The organism is Streptomyces sp. NPDC006872, assembly GCF_040635845.1.
GTDB lineage: Bacteria > Actinomycetota > Actinomycetes > Streptomycetales > Streptomycetaceae > Streptomyces.
This window is the reverse complement of the sequence record NZ_JBEYIL010000003.1, coordinates 444117-459617: the sequence shown is the minus strand read 5'-3', so window position 1 is coordinate 459617 and position 15501 is coordinate 444117. Positions and strand designations below refer to the sequence as shown.

Below are 15501 nucleotides of genomic sequence, written 5' to 3'. Positions count from 1 at the left end.
GTGACCTGCGTCACAGGACTTTCGGCAGTGTTCGGCGGCGGCAGGCAGTGTAGGGCTGAGCATGGCGAGCCGGTTCAGGCCAGGAGCAGATCGGCCCCCGTCCGCCTCCGATGATCGTCGGGCTTGACACCACTCTCGACACCCCTACGGATTGAGGACGACCTTCCCGACGACCGTGCCGGACTCGGCCAGCCGTACCGCGTCCGCGACCTCGGCGAGCGGCAGCCGGCCGGCGATCCGAGGGGTGACGTCGCCACGCTGCAGGGCGGCGAAGACCTGCGTGAGGTCGGCGCGCAGCCGGGCCCGGAACCGGTCCTTGGCCAGGGCCCGACCCGCCCAGACGTTGAAGAAGTAGGCGCGGCGACGGTTGGGCAGGGCGTTCCACAGCCACAGTCGGCCGAGCAGCTTGAGCACGGGCCACTGCTTGGACCCTTCGTCGTCCCGCGTCGAGGCGGTGCCGTAGGACACGAGCGTGCCGCCGGGTGCGAGGAGCCTCCAGGAGTCGACGATGCCCCGCCCGCCGACATGGTCGAAGACGGCGTCCGCACCGGCGGCCGGGGCGAGTTCGCGAATCCGCGCGGCGAGGTCCTGGGCGCGGTAGTCGACCGGGACGACCCCCTGCTCGCGGAGGGCGTCGTGATGGCGGGCGGAGGCGGTGCCGATCACCGTCGCACCGGCCGCCAGCGCCAGCTGAACGAGCACCGAGCCGACGCCCCCGTTGGCGCCGTGCACCACGACGGTCTGGCCCGCGCGGATCCGCGCCTTGCGGTACAGCATCTGCCAGGCGGTGATGCCGTTGAGGATCAGGGTCTCCGCCTCCGCCGCGTCGATCCCGTCGGGCACCGGCACCGCGTCGGCCGCGTCGACGAGCACATGGCTGGCCCAGCCGCCGACCTTGACCAGCGCGGCCACCCGGGTGCCGGCCAGGCCGGGGTCGACGCCCTCGCCGGTCGTCAGCACCGTGCCGACCAGGTCGTAGCCGGGCACGAAGGGGAAGGGCGGCTGATCGTAGTACCGGCCGCGGCGCATCTGCTGCTCGGCGAAGGAGACTCCGGTCGCCTCCATCCGGACCAGCACCTGCCCGGGCCCCGGGACGGGCACGACCCCGTACCGGATCCGCAGCCCTTCGGGCTCGACCTTCCCCGGCAGGACGACCTCGACGAGTTCGGTGGATCCTTCGGCGTTCATGATGACCTCCAGCGGTCGCTACTTGCGCTTGCGTTCGTTAGAAGTTGTAACGCAACCGAATGGAGGGTGTCAATAACCTTCGTGATAGCCTCTAACTAAATCTTGGGGATATAGGCACCCCTGCGGAGAGGTGGCGGCAGGCCATGGCGGAGACGGGCACGACGACCCCGCGCGAGCGCTATCGCGCCCAGGTGCGGGCGGAGGTCAAGGAACGGGCGTGGGAGCAGATCGCCACGGCGGGGGCCTCGGCCCTCTCCCTCAACGCGATCGCCAAGCAGATGGGGATGAGCGGGCCCGCGCTGTACCGGTACTTCGCCGGCCGCGACGAGCTGATCACCGAGCTGGTCCGGGACGCGTACCGAAGCCTCGCCGACACCTTCCGCGCCACCTCGGCCGCAGGCGGCGGCCTGACCGAGCTCGCGCACGCGCTACGCGCCTGGGCCCTGGCCGACCCCCACCGCTACTTCCTCGTCTACGGCACACCCGTCCCCGGCTACCACGCGCCCGACGACGTCACCACGATCGCGTCCGAGATCATGACGTCCCTGCTCGACGCCTGCGCCGACCTGCCCGCGGACGGTCCGCCGACCCCGCTCACCGCCCGACTCGAAGGCCTCGGCGACCAGTGGACCGCCGGCCACCCCGCCCCACCCGCCACCCTCCACAGGGCCCTGACCTGCTGGACCCGCCTCCACGGCGTCCTCTCCCTCGAACTGGCGGGCCACTTCACAGACATGGGCTTCGACCCCGCGCTGCTCTACACCGCCGAACTGAACACCCTGACGAGCCAGTCCCCGAACTGACCGCCGCCCCGGCGAGCCGACACTCGGGCCGCCACCCCACCGTTCCCGTCCCTACCGTCCCCACCGCGTGATCGCTAGCATCCCTGCCATGCCCTTACCCCGGAGTCAGGAAGACAGCCTCTCGGGGCTTCCCCGTGATCCGCGTGCGGACGTGTATCCGATGCCGGTCGTGCCGTTCGGGTGGTATGCCGTGTTGCGGAGCGTCGAGCTTCGGCGGGGCAAGGTCGTCAGCCTGCACTACTTCGGGCGGGCGCTCATCGCCTTCCGCGGGGCCGACGGGCAGGCGGCCGTACGGGACGCGCACTGCCCGCACTACGGCGCACACCTGGGCGCCGGCGGGAAGGTCGTGGACGGGACGGTGCAGTGCCCGTTCCACGGGTGGCGGTTCGGGACCGACGGGCGGTGCGTGGAAGCTCCCTTCGCGGTCCGCACCCCCAAAGCGGTCCTCGGCGGCTTCCCGGTCCGCGAGCACAGCGGGCTCGTCTTCGTGTACGTCGGACCCGACGAGCCCTCCTGGGAAGTCCCCGACATCCCGGAGGCCACCTCCCGGGACTTCGCCAGCCCGGTCGACGACACCTGCCGCGCCCGGATCCACATCCAGGAGATGCGCGAGAACATCGTCGACGAGTCCCACTTCCACTTCATCCACGGTCAGAGCGAACCCCCCGTCCAGGACTGGCAGGTGGACGGCCCCTTCGCCGAGGTGCGCGGGCGGATCCGGCGGCGCGTCCTCGGCTGGGACATCGACAACACCTTCGACGCGTTCATGTACGGCCCGGGGGTCATGGTGGTCCGCACCCATGGACCCGTGCTCTCCGTGACCGCCGTCGCCCTCTCCACCCCCGTCGACGACCACACCAGCGAACTGCGGATGCTCTACTACCTGCGCAAACCGTCCCGGGCCCGCTTCCTGACCCCCGCGCTCAAACTCGTGTTCCGCGCGGAGGCGCTGGGCGAGGTGCGCGAGGAGGTCCGGATCTGGGACCACAAGATCCATCAGTCGCGGCCGGTCCTGCTCCCGCACGAGAAGGGCATCAGAGCGCTGCGCCGCTGGTACGCGCAGTTCTATCCCCCGGCGTGACGAAGACGGCCCGGGTCGGAATCTCCGAGACCCGGGCCTTCCTCACTTCAGTACTTCCGTCGGGTCCGACCTCAGGTCGGCTAGAGCGTCACCACCTTGCCTCCCAGCGTCACCACCAGCTTCCCGTCCGTGGCGAAGGACCAGGCCAGCGCGCCCGAGTACGAGGCGCAGCGGGAGCCGTTGGCGCCGGTCCAGAACTGGTTCGTGGTGTCGGCGTCGCCGATCGTCTTGTCGTTCGAACCGGTCACCGAGAAGCGGCACGACGTGTTGGTGCGGAAGACCGAAGTCCCCGCGTCCCACGAGTAGTTGCGGGTGGTGTTGTCGATGCTCAGGTTGTTCGACACCGCCATGGAGCCGGGGTTGCTGTTGTACGTGAAGCCGTGTTTGCCGTTGTGGTAGGCGATGCTGCGCCGCACGACGTGGTTGACGGCGATGTCGTCGCCGCCGAGCTTGTAGCCGTTGCGGTCGCCGTTGGAGTTCACGGTGCCGTCGCTGAGGGTGCCGTTGCCGTAGGAGAGGGAGTCCTCGATCGTCACCGGGCCGATCGCGCCCGTGTCGGTCTTCGTGTAGAGGTCCCAGCCGTCGTCGATGTTGTTGTGGGCGACGGCGTAACGGAAGACGTTGCCCGTGCCGGTGGTGAGCTTCGCGGCGAAGCCGTCCGCGTCCTCGCCGTCGGAGTCGGCGTTGTCGTGCGACTCGGCCGAGACGATCAGGTTGTCGGACGGCCACTGCGCGACCGGGGTGCTGGAGGAGATCCGGCCCAGTTGCAGCCCCGTGTCGTGGTTGTAGCGGGTCACCGTGCGCTCGATGACGTTGTCGCTGCCGCCGACGTAGATCCCGTTGTCACCGGCTCGTTCGACGACGATGCCGTACACATGCCAGTACGAGCCGAACAGCTGGAGCCCGCGGTTCGACGAACTCTCGCTCTGCGCCGAGAAGTTGAGGACCGGCGTCTCACCCGGGTAGGCGGACAGGGTGGTGCGCGCGCTCGCCGTGCCGCTGCTGGTCGCCGGGACGGTGACCGTCGACGACTGCGCGTACGTCCCGCCGCGCAGGTAGATCGTGCCGCCGGCCGTCACCCTGCTGATCGCCGACGTGAGCGTCGTCGGGGCGGACTGGGTGCCCGCCGCGCCGTCCGTGCCGCTCGGCGAGACGTAGATCGCGCCGGTCGTGGGGGGTGTGGTGCCGCCGTCGGCGGTCGTCGCCTCGAGGTGGTCGACGTTGGGCAGGCCCTCCGCCGTGGTCGGGCTCAGGCGGACGGTGTTGCTGCCCGCGTTCAGCGTCACGGTGAGCGTCTTGGTGACCCAGGTCGACCAGGCGCCGGTGGCCTCGAAGGACGGCGTCTGCACCGTCGTGCCGTTGACGACGAGCGAGGCCGGGCGGGCCGTGGCAGTGCCGTTCGCGAAGCGGACGTCGATCGTCGCCGTGCCGGCCGTCGCCGCGTTCACGGTGAACTGGGCGTATCCGCCGGTCGAGTTGGTGCCGTTGCAGAATCCGGTGCCGGAGTAACCGGTCCAGTCGGAGTCGATGGTGCCGGTGCAGACCGCCGGGGACGTCTCCGCCTCGTAGCGGACGGTGGCGGCCTGCGCCGTGGTGCCGGACAACGCGACGAGCGCGCCTGCCACCAGGCCGACGCATGCGATGACGGGTCTCAGAAGCATCCTTGACATCGTTGATCTCTCCATCTCCAGGACGGTGCGGGTCGTCTGCCAGAGGTGCGGAAAGCGCTTTCTAGCGGAAGCTAGGGGTACGGCCCCGAGCGCGTCAATAGTCACGTACTTGATTCATATTCATGTGGATGGACGAACGGGGTCGCGGAGGCGGCCTCCGCCCACACCCCTCAAGGGATTCGCGACGGATCTACGACGGATCCGCGCAGGAGCATCACACAGGCTGCACACAGTCGTTCGAAGGACTCGTTAGCGTGCCGCAGATGGACTACTGCTCCTCGTGTCGTCGGCATCTCAACGGCGCCCTGGTGTGTCCCGGGTGCGGCGCCTACGCCCCGGACATCGCCCCGGTCGCGCTCCGGCCCGCGCAGACGACGACGTACGCCACCGTGGAGGCCGTTGCGTACATCGAGCCGCCCACGCCGCCGGTGCGGCCCGATGTGCCCGAGCTGCCCGAGCTGTCCGACCCGTATGCGCCGCCCGTGGCGTCCGCGCCGCCGGGGCGGGCCGCACGGCGACGGCAGTTGGCGCGCTGGAAGAAGAACCAGCGCCGGGCCGTGGTCGCGACGGCCGTCGCCCTCGTCGGCGGCGGTCTGACCGTCGCCGCGCTGGACCGGCAGGGCGGGGACCGCGCCCAGGCCGCCACCGCGCCGGAGAACCCCACCACGTACGGGGGCGAGGTACCGACCTCGGAGCACACCCGCCCGACGGTCGACCGGTCCGACGCGCACCGGCCCTCGACCGCCCCCACCGCCCCGACGCAGCCGCAGTCCCCGGCGACCGAACTCGGGGGCGAGCGCTACACCCCGTCCAACGCCGACCCGGACGCCGCCGCGCCCTCCGCGCCCCGTACGAGCGCCTCGCTCACCGCCGCACAACAGGCAACCGGCACCTCCTCGTACGCGGGAGCCGTCACCACCCCCACCGACACGTCGGCCACATCCGACACATCGTCCGGACAGCAGTCGTCCACGTCCGCCGCGAGCGACAGCGCCACCGACTCGTCGAGTTCGACATCTACGTCTACGTCTACGTCTACGTCGGGTTCGACGTCCGGGAGCAGCTCCGCAGCCGCGTCGACCTCGCCGTCGGACGTCTGTCTGCTGGGCCTGATCTGCCTCGGCTGAGCCGAGTTCCAGGAACGGAGAACGGAACGGAAAACGGAGCGGAGTACGGAGCCGAAACGGAACCGGCGGGAACCAATCCGGACGATCGTTAGTTCCAACTTCGGATCCGTACCGACCTTCTGGAGTTCTCATGGCCCTGTGGGATCGCATCAAAGAGTCCGCGTCGACGATGCAGACCCAGCTCGAGGCGAAGAAGAACGACCTCAAGAGCGGCGCCTTCCGCGACGCGAGCATGGCCATGTGCGCCCTGGTCGCCGCGGCGGACGGCAGCATCGACCCGGCCGAACGGCAGCGGGTGGCCCAGTTGATCGCCACCAACGAGGTGCTGAAGAACTTCGACGCCACGGACCTTCAGCGGCGCTTCGACGCCAACCTCGACAAGCTGACGGCCGACTTCGCGTTCGGCAAGGTCAGCGTGTTGCAGGAGATCGCCAAGGCGAAGAAGAAGCCTGCCGAGGCGCGGGCCGTCATCCAGATCGGCATCGTCATCGGCGGCGCGGACGGCGACTTCGACAAGACCGAGCAGGCCGTGGTCCGCGAAGCCTGCTTCACCCTCGAACTGCCCCCGCACGAGTTCGACCTCTGACGAGTCCGGCCTTCTGGCAAGGGCAAGTCACCTCTGCCAAGTCACCTCTGGCAAGTCCGAAGGGCGCACCGGGGCACCGCACCTGCGGTGCGTCGGTGCGCCCTTCGGCTCAGCGACGGTCCGTCAGGCCGACGGCGCGGCCCTCCGCGTCCCAGCGGACCTCCAGGACGCGGGCCACGGCGTCACGGTCGAGCGGTCCGAAGACATGCGGGAACAGCGTGCCCTCGGCGACCCCGGGCGGCGGGGCGGGGGCGGCGGCCTCCCACTCGCACCTCGCGGTGAGCCGCTCCTCGTCGATGACCAGCGCCAGCAGCGGCCGGGGCGTGCTCCGGTAGAACGCGTTGACGACGGCGAGCGTGGTCGCCTCGTCGGGTGAACAGTGGACGAACCCCTCCTGTACGAGGGAGGCGGGCGCGTAGGGCCGGTCGGGGCCGGCGGCGTGCGCCGCGTCCCATTCCGCGAGCGTTACGACGTGATAAATCATCATCGGATCATCATCAGGTCGGCCGGACGTGAGGGCGCCCGCAGGGGTTGCCTCCCTGCTCCACGGGCCCCTCCTGCGTTCCTGTGCTACCGTGATAAAAGTGGCAGTTTCGGTTACCAGAGGCTTGTGAGTGCTCTTCGACCATCCGTCGACGAGCACTCTTTTTGTTTCCGGGGCTTTCTGATCCTGCGACGCCGGGTCCGCAAGGTGCGGACACCGGGCACTGCCCCAAGGGAGATTCAATATGGCATCTGGCACCGTGAAGTGGTTCAACGCGGAAAAGGGCTTCGGCTTCATCGAGCAGGAGGGTGGCGGCCCGGACGTCTTCGCCCACTACTCCAACATCGCCACCCAGGGCTTCCGCGAGCTTCAGGAAGGCCAGAAGGTGACCTTCGACGTCACGCAGGGCCAGAAGGGCCCGCAGGCCGAGAACATCGTTCCCGCCTGAACCGCCTGACGTCCACGAGACGCTGAGATCCGCGCGCTTTTCACGCGGATCCCGTGGCCGGGGCCCGTACTCCTGAGTACGGGCCCCGGCTCATGGCTTTTTGCCCTTTCGAGGAAGGTTCCGAATGAACCGCAACAGCTCCGTCCGCTCCCGTTCGGACAGGCGCCAGGGCGCCCCCGCCCGTTCGGCCAAGCCAGGGCGGAGCGGACGCGGGAGTCGTCCCGCCGCGTCCGGCGGTGAATTCGCGCTGCCCGTCACCCTCACCCCTGGGCTGCCGGCCGTCGAGGCGTTCACCGAACTCGACATGCCCAAGCCGCTGCTGGCCGCCCTCGGCGCCGAAGGCGTCACCACCCCCTTTCCCATCCAGGCCGCGACGCTGCCGAACTCGCTGGCCGGCCGGGACGTCCTGGGCCGTGGCCGCACCGGCTCCGGCAAGACCCTCGCCTTCGGCCTCGCCATGCTGGCCCGTACGGCGGGACAGCGCGCCGAACCCCGGCAGCCGCTGGCCCTGGTCCTCGTCCCCACCCGGGAACTGGCCCAGCAGGTCAACGACGCCCTCTCTCCTTACGCCCGCGCGCTGCGGCTGCGGATCGCCACGGTCGTCGGCGGACTGTCGATCGGCCGACAGGCGAGCGCCCTGCGCGGCGGCGCCGAGGTCGTCGTGGCCACGCCCGGCCGGCTGAAGGACCTCATCGACCGCGGCGACTGCCGACTGGACCGGGTCGAGATCACCGTCCTCGACGAGGCCGACCAGATGGCCGACATGGGCTTCATGCCGCAGGTGACACAGCTGCTCGACCAGGTGCGTCCCGACGGCCAGCGCATGCTGTTCTCGGCGACCCTGGACCGTAACGTCGACCGGCTGGTGCGCAACTATCTGCACGACCCCGTCGTCCACTCGGTCGACCCGTCCGCGGGTGCGGTCACCACGATGGAGCACCACGTGCTGCATGTGGAGGACGAGGACAAGCAGGCCACGACCACGGAGATCGCCGCCCGCGACGGACGCGTGATCATGTTCCTGGACACCAAGCACGCGGCGGACCGGCTGGCCAAGAAGCTGCTGGCCGTCGGGGTGCGCGCCGCGTCCCTGCACGGCGGCAAGTCCCAGAACCAGCGCACCCGCACCCTGGCCCAGTTCAAGGACGGCCATGTCACGGTGCTGGTGGCGACCAACGTCGCGGCCCGCGGCATCCACGTCGACAACCTCGACCTCGTGGTCAACGTCGACCCGCCCGCCGACCACAAGGACTATCTGCACCGGGGCGGCCGCACGGCGCGCGCCGGCGAGTCCGGCACGGTCGTCACCCTCGTCCTGCCGAACCAGCGCCGGGAGATGACGCGTCTGATGGCGGACGCCGGCATCACCCCGCAGACCACCCGGGTCCGCTCGGGCGGCGCCGAGCTGAGCCGTATCACCGGTGCGCAGGCGCCGTCGGGAGTGCCCGTCGTCCTGGCCCCTCCGGTCCCCGCCGAGAGCCGTCCCGCACGCGGTGGCTCGGGGCGTGGCGGCGGCGAGCGCAACGGCTCCGCCTCTCGCGCCCGGCGCGGCCGTCCCGCCGCCGCTGCCGCCTCCGGCTCCGGCTCCGGGCAGGGCCGTCGCCGGACCCCCGCCAAGGGCAACGGCACGACCGGCGGCCGCTAGGACAGGTCCTAAGGGCCAAGGCTCACGCGCCGGCGGTCTCCGCCAGCGTGTGGGCCACCAGGGCGTTGGCGTGGCCGTGGCCCAGGCCGTGCTCGGTCTTCAGCCAGGCGACGAGCTCCATGTGCCGGGTCAGCGGCGAGGCGCGGATCAGCGTCTTCCACTCGTCGATCGGGCGGCCGTACTTCTTCTCGATCGACGGGAAGTAACTGGCGGGGCCCTTCACAGGTGCGGTCATCTCGGTCGTTCCCCTTGGTCTCGGTCCTCGGCCGCCTTCGGCTTCCGTCGGCTTCCATGGCTTCCGTCTGCTTCCTTCGGCTTTCTGACCGGCCGAGGGGAGGGAACTGATCGGTCGCAGACGTGATCTGCGTCACCGTCCGGCGACCGCCGCGCACACCCCTCCGTCGACGAGGACGTCGATGCCGTTCAGGAAGCTCGCGTCGTCCGACAGGATGAAGGCGGCGACCGCGGCGACCTCCTCCGAACGGCCGGTGCGGCCCAGCGGGGTCGCCTCGACGAGCTTGCGCATCGACTCGTGCTCGGTCGCCTCCTGACGGCCCTGCGGGGTGTCGATGACGCCCGGGGCGAGCGAGCACACCCGGCCGCCGACCGGCCCCAGCCGTACCGCCTCCCGGCGGGCGAAGCGGGCCACACCGTGCTTGGCCCACGGGTAGGCGAGCGTGGACTCCTCGAGGCCCGGGCCGATCGCCGCCCGGATCCGGTCGAGGAACCCCGCCCGCAGCGGGTCCTCGAGCAGTTCGGCGACGTCCGGGTCGGGGTCGACGCCGGCGAGCAGCGGGGCCATCGACGAGAAGTACACGTGCGCCGTCCCGGCGGTGGCCAGCGGGCGCAACGCCTCGGCGAGGAGCGCGGTCCCGATCAGGTCGACCTCGAAGATGCGCCGCCAGTCGGCCATGGTCGGCGAGATGCCGGCGGCGTGGGCGACCGCGCGGAGCGTGCCGAGCTCCTCGACCCGGTCGGCGAGCCGGGCCAGTCCGTCGCGGTCGGTGACGTCGAGGGCGAAGGGCTGGGCGACGGCCCGGGCGGTGGAGGCGTTCAGGTCGTCGGCGACCGCCGTCACGCTGTCCTCGTCCAGGTCGACGAGCAGCAGCACGTCCACCATGTCGGCCATCCGCCGCGCGCAGGCCTCCCCCATCCCGCGCCCGGCGCCGGTGACGACGCCGACGGTGCGTGCGCCACGGCCTGCGGGGCTTGGGCTTGCAGTCGTCATGTGGTGCTCCTTGTCTCGGTTCACACGTACTCGGTTCACGCGTACTCGGTCCATACGCGTGGGGAATGCGGGCTCACTGCGCGGACCAGAGCCGCTCCAGGGTCGGCCGGACCGCGCTGCTGACCAGCTCGACCCGGAAGCCGGTCACCTCGCCGGCGCGCAGGAACGCGAAGAACGGTGTGCCGTCGGGGCCCCTGCGGGTCGCCTCGACCACGTAGCCGTCGCATTCGAGGTCGGCCGTGTCGGCGGCCACGTCGTCGGACCAGTAGCCGATGTGGTGGATCCCGGAGCCGGGCGTCGGCTCCCAGAGGGTGCCGGGAAGGGGCCGTACGACCTCGATCCTGGGCGTCGACTTCGAGTACGCGCAGCGGAAGTCGAGGACGGCGGTGCCGGTGGGCAGCTCCACCTCGACGGGGCCGCCCATCTCGTCGTGCCACTCCAGGCCGAACGACCGGGAGAGCCGGTCCGTCGTCGCCCGGAGGTCCTCCGCGACGATACCCACGTGGAACTGGTCCTCGGGCTTCAGCATGGCGTCTCCTCATAAGTCGGCGCGGCCCAGCCAGTAGCCGAAGCCGCGGCGGGTGTGGATGAGCGCGGGTCCCTCCCGGTCCACCAGCAGCACGGCGACCCGGGCGAGCAGCTCGGCGATCCGGAGCGGCTTGGTGACGTAGTCCTCCTGCTCGGCCGCGAGTTCGGGCACGAGCCGGGGGAGCGCGTCGCAGGTGGCGAGGAAGAGCAGCGGCGGACCGTCGGCGGGGGCCGCGCGGCGGCGCCGGGCCGGGTACGCGTTCTCGCGCAGGGCGGCGTCCCACACCAGGAGGTCGAACCGCTGGCTGTCGAGCCGGACCATGCCCTCGGCGCCGCTGCCCGCCGTGCCGACCCGGTAGCCGGCCAACTCCAGGGCGGTGCTGACCAGTTCGCTGTCTGCGGGGTCGGCGACGACCAGGACCTGCTGCCCGTCCCCGCGGGGCGGGGACACGGGCGGGGACACGGACATGACGGCACCCTTCGTGCGGGACTCCCCCACGGTAGCAGCTACTTGCCTAAGTTAAGCAAGGTTCCTGCGAGTGGGCGGTGCGGACGTCGCTCCGTCGTCGCCCCGGCCGGGATGTGCACCAGGAACGACGGCAGGCAGCCGCGCAGGGCGCCGAGTGCGGTGCTCATCCGGCCACTGCACCAGGAGGGTGATCATCCGGCCGGGACGGAAGCCACACCTCCGGTCACGGGCCTGTCACACCTGCCTCCGCCCGTGCTCTGCCGGGAACAGCGCGCGGACCCGCCATCCGTGGGCGGGCAGCTGGGTGCCGCCGGGGAGAGCTCGCCACGTCAGTCCTCCCCCAGCGAGCCCCGCAGCTCCGCCCGCCGTCGGATCCCCAGCTTGCGATAGGTGCTGGTCAGGTGGGTTTCCACGGTGCGGCGGGCCACATGCAGAAGTTCCGCTATCTCCGTGTTGGTACGGCCCGCCGCCGCGAGGTCCGCTATCCGGCGTTCGCTGCCGGTGAGGGACCCGGAGCCGGTGTGGGCGGGGGTGGTGCGGCGGGCCCCGGCCGTGCGCAGGACCTGCTCGGCGTGGGTCAACAGGCGGACGCTGCCCAGGCGTTCGGCGCGTTCGGCGCCCTCGCGCAGATGCTCGCGGCCCCGGCTGCGTTCGCCGGCGTCGATCAACTGGCGGCCGTGCGCGAGGAGCGAGGCCACCAGTTCCGCCTCGGCCGGGGAGTCCCGCAGGACGGCCACCGCCTCCTCGCCCAGCTCCAGACCCCGCCGCCCGCGGGTCGCCCGGCCCAGGACACGCAGCGCCCGTCCCTTCGTGCGCGGGGTGTCCCACACCTGGGCCAGCCGGAGTTCCTCCGTCGCCAGCGCCAGCGCCTCCTGCGGGTTGCCCAGCTCCAGCCGGCACTCCGCGGCCGCCGTCCGCCACGGGGTGACGACCGGGCTGAGGACGGCGCGCGCGGACTGCCGGCGGCCGCACTCCAGGAAGTCGTGGAGGGCGCCGGCGACGTCCCCCTCGGTGAACCGCAGCACGCCCCGCGCGTAGAGGAAGCGGTTGAGTGCCCAGGAGTCCGGGGCGTCGCGCAGGTCGAAGCTGTCGGCTAGGCGTCGTGCGTCGGGTGTGCGGCCCGTCTCGACCAGGGCGAGCAGGGCGTGCGCGTCGACGTTGGCGGGGCCGCAGCCGGTGTGCCGCGCCCGGGCCCCGGGGTGCGCGGCGAGCAGGGTCCCGTAGGCGCCGCGCGCCGCCGCGATGTCCCAGTCGGTGTCCATCAGCGCCTGTTCCATCGGGTGCAGCAGCGCCGGGTGCTGACCGGCCAGGCCGCGCTCCACCAGGCGTTCCGCCTCGTCGAGTTCGTCGGCCCACTGGGCCACCGCCGCGGCCGTGCCCAGCAGGAACGGCTCGGCGAGGGAGTCGGCGGGCTCGGTCAGCAGGGTGCGCATCCGGCGCATCGCCTCCCGGGCCGCGATGTCCCCCGCGGTCGCCGCGTAGCGGACCAGGAGCGCCCGGCCGGACGCGCCCACCAGCTCCGGGGTGCGTTCGGCGGTGTCGGTGAGCCAGCGGTAGGCCTCCCGGCGGACCGCCTGGTCCTGGTCGGACAGGAGCGCGGACGCGGTCTGCAGGGTGCGGGCCAGGTCGGGGTGGCCGGACAGCCGGGTCTCCAGGCCGCGCAGCGCCTCCACCGCCGTCCGGACCTCGCCGCGGCCGGCGAGCGCGGTGCCCAGCGCGATGGCCGTGCGGACCTGGTCGCGGGGCTGGGCCGGCAGGTCGAGCGCCTCGGCGAGCCGTGGGATGCCCGCCGGGGCGTCGGTGGAGGCGTACTCCAGGGAGCCGAGCTCGGTGAGGAGGCGCTGGCGCAGATCGTCGGGCAGCGGTTCCTGGAGGGCCCGGCGCAGATAGCGGACGGCGTCGCCCTGGCGGCCGTCCCGGACGGCGACGGTGCCGGCGTCGCGCAGCACGCGCAGCGCCCAGGGCAGGCCGGCGGGCGCGCTGCCCAGCAACTGCCGGGCCACCGCGTCGACATGGTCGCCCCGGCGCAGCATCGCCTGGGCCACCGCCCGGTGCGCGTCCTGACGGCGGGCGGTGGACCAGCCGCCGAGCACGGCGTCGCGCAGGAGCGGGTGGGCGTAGCGGGGGCGGCCGGCGGGGTCGGGACGCAGCACGCCGAGCCGTGTCATCGCGGTGAACCAGCCGGAGACACGGACGGGGTCGGCGCCGGAGGCCTCGGCGACGAGGGCGGCGAGACCGTCGACGGTGGCAGGGACGCCGGGGCCGTCAGGGGTGGCAAGGCTGTCATCAGGGGCGTCTGCGGTGTCGAAACCGTCTGCGCTGTCGGCGGTGTCCGGGGCCGTCGGGGTTTCCAGGGGGGTTTCCAGGGCGGCGAGCGTCCGGGCCACCTCCGCGGTCGCCGCTCCCGCGCTGTCCAGCCACCAGGACACGGCCGCCGGGTAGGAGCCCGGGTACAGCGCGGCGCACGTCCTCGGGACGACCGTCGGCCGTGGGGCGCCGTCGAGGTCGTCGAGGAGGGCGTGCAGAAGCAGCGGGCTGCCGGCGCTCGCGCGCACGCAGTCCGCGACAGCCTGGTCGGAGGCCTTCGGGAGGGCGGTCCGGACCAGGTCGGCCGAGGCGTCGTCGGTGAGGGGGGCGAGGGTGTGGGTGCGGAACAGGGACGGGGTGAGGGCGTGGGTGAGACCGGTGGGGCGCGGGGCGATGTCGTACTGACTGCGCTCGGTGGCCACCAGCAGTACCGGTAATCGGTCGATACGGCGGGCCGCCTCCACGAACCAGCGGCGCGAGGCCTCGTCGGCGAGGTGGACGTCGTCCACGGCGACCATGAGCGGCGTCTCGTCCGTGTACGAACGCAGCAGCCGCCACAGCCGGGCCGCGCTGCCGCGGTCCTCGCCGCCCGGCGAGAAGTCGGCGAACTCCGGTACGGGGCCGAGGAGATGGAGGACGGCGGAGAACGGCAGCGCGGTGTCCTCGGGGGAGCAGCGGGCACGCAGGACGCGCAGCCCGAGATGGGTCGCGTGGGCGGCGGCGGCCTCCAGGACGGCGGAGCGGCCGGTGCCCGTGGCCCCGCGCAGCAGTACGAGCCGGCCGGCTCCGGCCCGGGCCCGCTCGGCCTCCGCGGCAAGGAGTGCGCTCGCGTCCTCGCGTTCCCGCAACGGTCCGGTCATCCCAGTTTCCTGCTTTCGCGGTCGGGTACGTCGGACATCTGGTCGGGTATGTACAGGTAGAGGCCGTGCTGTGGGGCACGGGTCCGCGCGGCCGTTGTGGCGAGGCTCACGAAAGCGCGGCGCGCACCGATCATCACGCCTCTGACTTGCAAAAATGTTGGCGAACTGTGGTGCCGGAGGGCTTGCTCTCGTGGTCCGCCTCGTGGTGCTCCACGATTGCGCGAGCCCCAGGAGTCGCAGAAGTGTGGACCGTACCCACCCGTCACGGCTCCCCGCCGAGCGGCGGGCCCGTGAACATGGGGGAAACGGTTGCTCAGCACACCTCGGACACCAGAGACCGCCGCCGCAGGCACGGCAGGCGTCACCGCAGTCGGCGCGGCCGCGGCGGGCAGCTCTGCCGCGGGCAGCTCCCTCGCCGCCCGGCGACGGGTTCCGGTGGCCGTCCAGGCGCCGGACCCGATCTCCCGCGAGGGCGCGGTCAGCCAGTTGCGCGGGCGTCCGGAGATCGAGGTCCGCGAGGAGCTCTCGGCCGCCGCGGGCACGGTGGCGCTGCTGATCGAGGACACCCTCGACGAAGCGGCGCTGACCCGGCTGCGGCGGATCGTGCGCAGCGAGGGGGCGCAGGCGGTCCTCGTCGTGAACACGATCCGCGAGACCGAGCTGCTGGACGTCATCGAGTGCGGGGTCGGGGCCATCGTCTGGCGTCGCGAGGCGACCGCGCACCGGCTGGTGCAGGCGGTGCTCGCCGCCCACCGCGGCGACGGCGACCTGCCCTCCGACCTGCTCGGCCGGCTGATCAGCCAGGTGGGCACACTGCATCGCGGTGCGGCGGGCAGGCCCGGCGCCCCCTCCCTGGGTCTCACCCCGAGGGAGGTCGACGTGCTGCGGCTGGTGGCCGAGGGCCTGGACACCGGAGAGATCGCCAGCAAGCTGTCCTACTCCGAACGAACCGTCAAGAACGTCATGCACGGACTCACGACGCGGTTGCATCTGCGCAACCGGGCGCACGCGGTGGCATATGCCCTCCGGGAAGGCTACATCTGACCGAACGGGCAATCGAAGGAGGACACGCGGGCA

Annotated in this window: 15 protein-coding genes; 7 read left to right on the top strand and 8 right to left on the bottom strand. The window is 71.9% G+C overall.

The genetic code is table 11. From position 1 onward, the window contains the following. Positions 1–144: 144 nt before the first annotated feature. Positions 145–1188: a medium chain dehydrogenase/reductase family protein gene (locus tag ABZ725_RS11105; RefSeq protein ID WP_358802405.1), complete on the bottom strand. Its 1044-nt coding sequence runs from the start codon at positions 1186–1188 to the stop codon at positions 145–147. A gap of 143 nt (positions 1189–1331) precedes the next feature. Between ABZ725_RS11105 and ABZ725_RS11100 the strand changes: the two genes are divergently transcribed. After that, the gene (locus tag ABZ725_RS11100; RefSeq protein WP_358802404.1) at positions 1332–1991 is read left to right on the top strand and encodes a TetR/AcrR family transcriptional regulator; all 660 of its coding nucleotides are present in this window, start codon (positions 1332–1334) and stop codon (positions 1989–1991) included. Positions 1992–2079: 88 nt separating this feature from the next. After that, positions 2080–3072, top strand: coding sequence for a Rieske 2Fe-2S domain-containing protein (locus ABZ725_RS11095; protein WP_358802403.1), 993 nt, complete (start codon positions 2080–2082; stop codon positions 3070–3072). Between the two features lie 80 nt (positions 3073–3152). On the opposite strand, the gene ABZ725_RS11090 is transcribed toward ABZ725_RS11095, so the two are convergent. Continuing rightward, complete coding sequence (locus ABZ725_RS11090; protein ID WP_358802402.1) at positions 3153–4733, bottom strand: carbohydrate-binding protein; 1581 nt, start codon at positions 4731–4733, stop codon at positions 3153–3155. 272 nt (positions 4734–5005) lie between these two features. On the opposite strand from ABZ725_RS11090, the gene ABZ725_RS11085 reads away from it, so the two are divergent. Further along, positions 5006–5869, top strand: coding sequence for a hypothetical protein (locus ABZ725_RS11085; protein WP_358802754.1), 864 nt, complete (start codon positions 5006–5008; stop codon positions 5867–5869). 130 nt (positions 5870–5999) lie between these two features. After that, a complete protein-coding gene (locus tag ABZ725_RS11080) occupies positions 6000–6455 on the top strand; it encodes a TerB family tellurite resistance protein (protein ID WP_351906058.1) in 456 nt (151 codons plus the stop codon). A 109-nt stretch (positions 6456–6564) separates the two neighbouring features. Here ABZ725_RS11080 and ABZ725_RS11075 read toward each other — a convergent pair whose 3' ends face one another. After that, positions 6565–6939, bottom strand: a complete 375-nt coding sequence (locus ABZ725_RS11075) for a DUF952 domain-containing protein (RefSeq protein WP_358802753.1) — start codon at positions 6937–6939, stop codon at positions 6565–6567. A gap of 244 nt (positions 6940–7183) precedes the next feature. Between ABZ725_RS11075 and ABZ725_RS11070 the strand changes: the two genes are divergently transcribed. Together ABZ725_RS11070 and ABZ725_RS11065 are read left to right on the top strand one after the other, a co-directional pair. Next, positions 7184–7387 (top strand): cold-shock protein, encoded by a 204-nt coding sequence (locus tag ABZ725_RS11070; protein WP_031482971.1) that lies wholly within the window; start codon positions 7184–7186, stop codon positions 7385–7387. A gap of 124 nt (positions 7388–7511) precedes the next feature. Further along, positions 7512–9032: a DEAD/DEAH box helicase gene (locus ABZ725_RS11065; RefSeq protein ID WP_358802401.1), complete on the top strand. Its 1521-nt coding sequence runs from the start codon at positions 7512–7514 to the stop codon at positions 9030–9032. A gap of 22 nt (positions 9033–9054) precedes the next feature. On the opposite strand, the gene ABZ725_RS11060 is transcribed toward ABZ725_RS11065, so the two are convergent. The 5 genes from ABZ725_RS11060 to ABZ725_RS11040 form a co-directional block, all read right to left on the bottom strand. Continuing rightward, a complete protein-coding gene (locus tag ABZ725_RS11060) occupies positions 9055–9267 on the bottom strand; it encodes a DUF4287 domain-containing protein (RefSeq protein ID WP_358802400.1) in 213 nt (70 codons plus the stop codon). Positions 9268–9399: 132 nt separating this feature from the next. Then, positions 9400–10260, bottom strand: coding sequence for an SDR family oxidoreductase (locus ABZ725_RS11055; protein ID WP_358802399.1), 861 nt, complete (start codon positions 10258–10260; stop codon positions 9400–9402). Positions 10261–10333: 73 nt separating this feature from the next. Further along, the gene (locus ABZ725_RS11050) at positions 10334–10789 is read right to left on the bottom strand and encodes a VOC family protein (RefSeq protein ID WP_358802398.1); all 456 of its coding nucleotides are present in this window, start codon (positions 10787–10789) and stop codon (positions 10334–10336) included. A 9-nt stretch (positions 10790–10798) separates the two neighbouring features. Continuing rightward, positions 10799–11257, bottom strand: a complete 459-nt coding sequence (locus tag ABZ725_RS11045; protein WP_358802397.1) for a response regulator — start codon at positions 11255–11257, stop codon at positions 10799–10801. A gap of 329 nt (positions 11258–11586) precedes the next feature. Next, on the bottom strand, positions 11587–14424 hold the full coding sequence (locus tag ABZ725_RS11040) for an AAA family ATPase (RefSeq protein WP_358802396.1): 2838 nt from the start codon (positions 14422–14424) through the stop codon (positions 11587–11589). A gap of 435 nt (positions 14425–14859) precedes the next feature. On the opposite strand from ABZ725_RS11040, the gene ABZ725_RS11035 reads away from it, so the two are divergent. Then, complete coding sequence (locus ABZ725_RS11035; protein WP_358802752.1) at positions 14860–15468, top strand: response regulator transcription factor; 609 nt, start codon at positions 14860–14862, stop codon at positions 15466–15468. The last annotated feature ends 33 nt before the right edge of the window (positions 15469–15501 follow it).

Excerpts from the sequence above, each read along its gene's own strand:
- ABZ725_RS11095 (WP_358802403.1), top strand. The coding sequence starts at position 2,080 with ATGCCCTTACCCCGGAGTCAGGAAGACAGCCTCTCGGGGCTTCCCCGT.
- ABZ725_RS11070 (WP_031482971.1), top strand. The coding sequence starts at position 7,184 with ATGGCATCTGGCACCGTGAAGTGGTTCAACGCGGAAAAGGGCTTCGGC.
- ABZ725_RS11105 (WP_358802405.1), bottom strand. The coding sequence starts at position 1,188 with ATGAACGCCGAAGGATCCACCGAACTCGTCGAGGTCGTCCTGCCGGGG.
- ABZ725_RS11055 (WP_358802399.1), bottom strand. The coding sequence starts at position 10,260 with ATGACGACTGCAAGCCCAAGCCCCGCAGGCCGTGGCGCACGCACCGTC.
- ABZ725_RS11085 (WP_358802754.1), top strand. The coding sequence starts at position 5,006 with ATGGACTACTGCTCCTCGTGTCGTCGGCATCTCAACGGCGCCCTGGTG.
- ABZ725_RS11060 (WP_358802400.1), bottom strand. The coding sequence starts at position 9,267 with ATGACCGCACCTGTGAAGGGCCCCGCCAGTTACTTCCCGTCGATCGAG.
- ABZ725_RS11075 (WP_358802753.1), bottom strand. The coding sequence starts at position 6,939 with ATGATTTATCACGTCGTAACGCTCGCGGAATGGGACGCGGCGCACGCC.
- ABZ725_RS11100 (WP_358802404.1), top strand. The coding sequence starts at position 1,332 with ATGGCGGAGACGGGCACGACGACCCCGCGCGAGCGCTATCGCGCCCAG.
- ABZ725_RS11065 (WP_358802401.1), top strand. The coding sequence starts at position 7,512 with ATGAACCGCAACAGCTCCGTCCGCTCCCGTTCGGACAGGCGCCAGGGC.
- ABZ725_RS11040 (WP_358802396.1), bottom strand. The coding sequence starts at position 14,424 with ATGACCGGACCGTTGCGGGAACGCGAGGACGCGAGCGCACTCCTTGCC.
- ABZ725_RS11090 (WP_358802402.1), bottom strand. The coding sequence starts at position 4,733 with ATGCTTCTGAGACCCGTCATCGCATGCGTCGGCCTGGTGGCAGGCGCG.
- ABZ725_RS11080 (WP_351906058.1), top strand. The coding sequence starts at position 6,000 with ATGGCCCTGTGGGATCGCATCAAAGAGTCCGCGTCGACGATGCAGACC.
- ABZ725_RS11045 (WP_358802397.1), bottom strand. The coding sequence starts at position 11,257 with ATGTCCGTGTCCCCGCCCGTGTCCCCGCCCCGCGGGGACGGGCAGCAG.
- ABZ725_RS11050 (WP_358802398.1), bottom strand. The coding sequence starts at position 10,789 with ATGCTGAAGCCCGAGGACCAGTTCCACGTGGGTATCGTCGCGGAGGAC.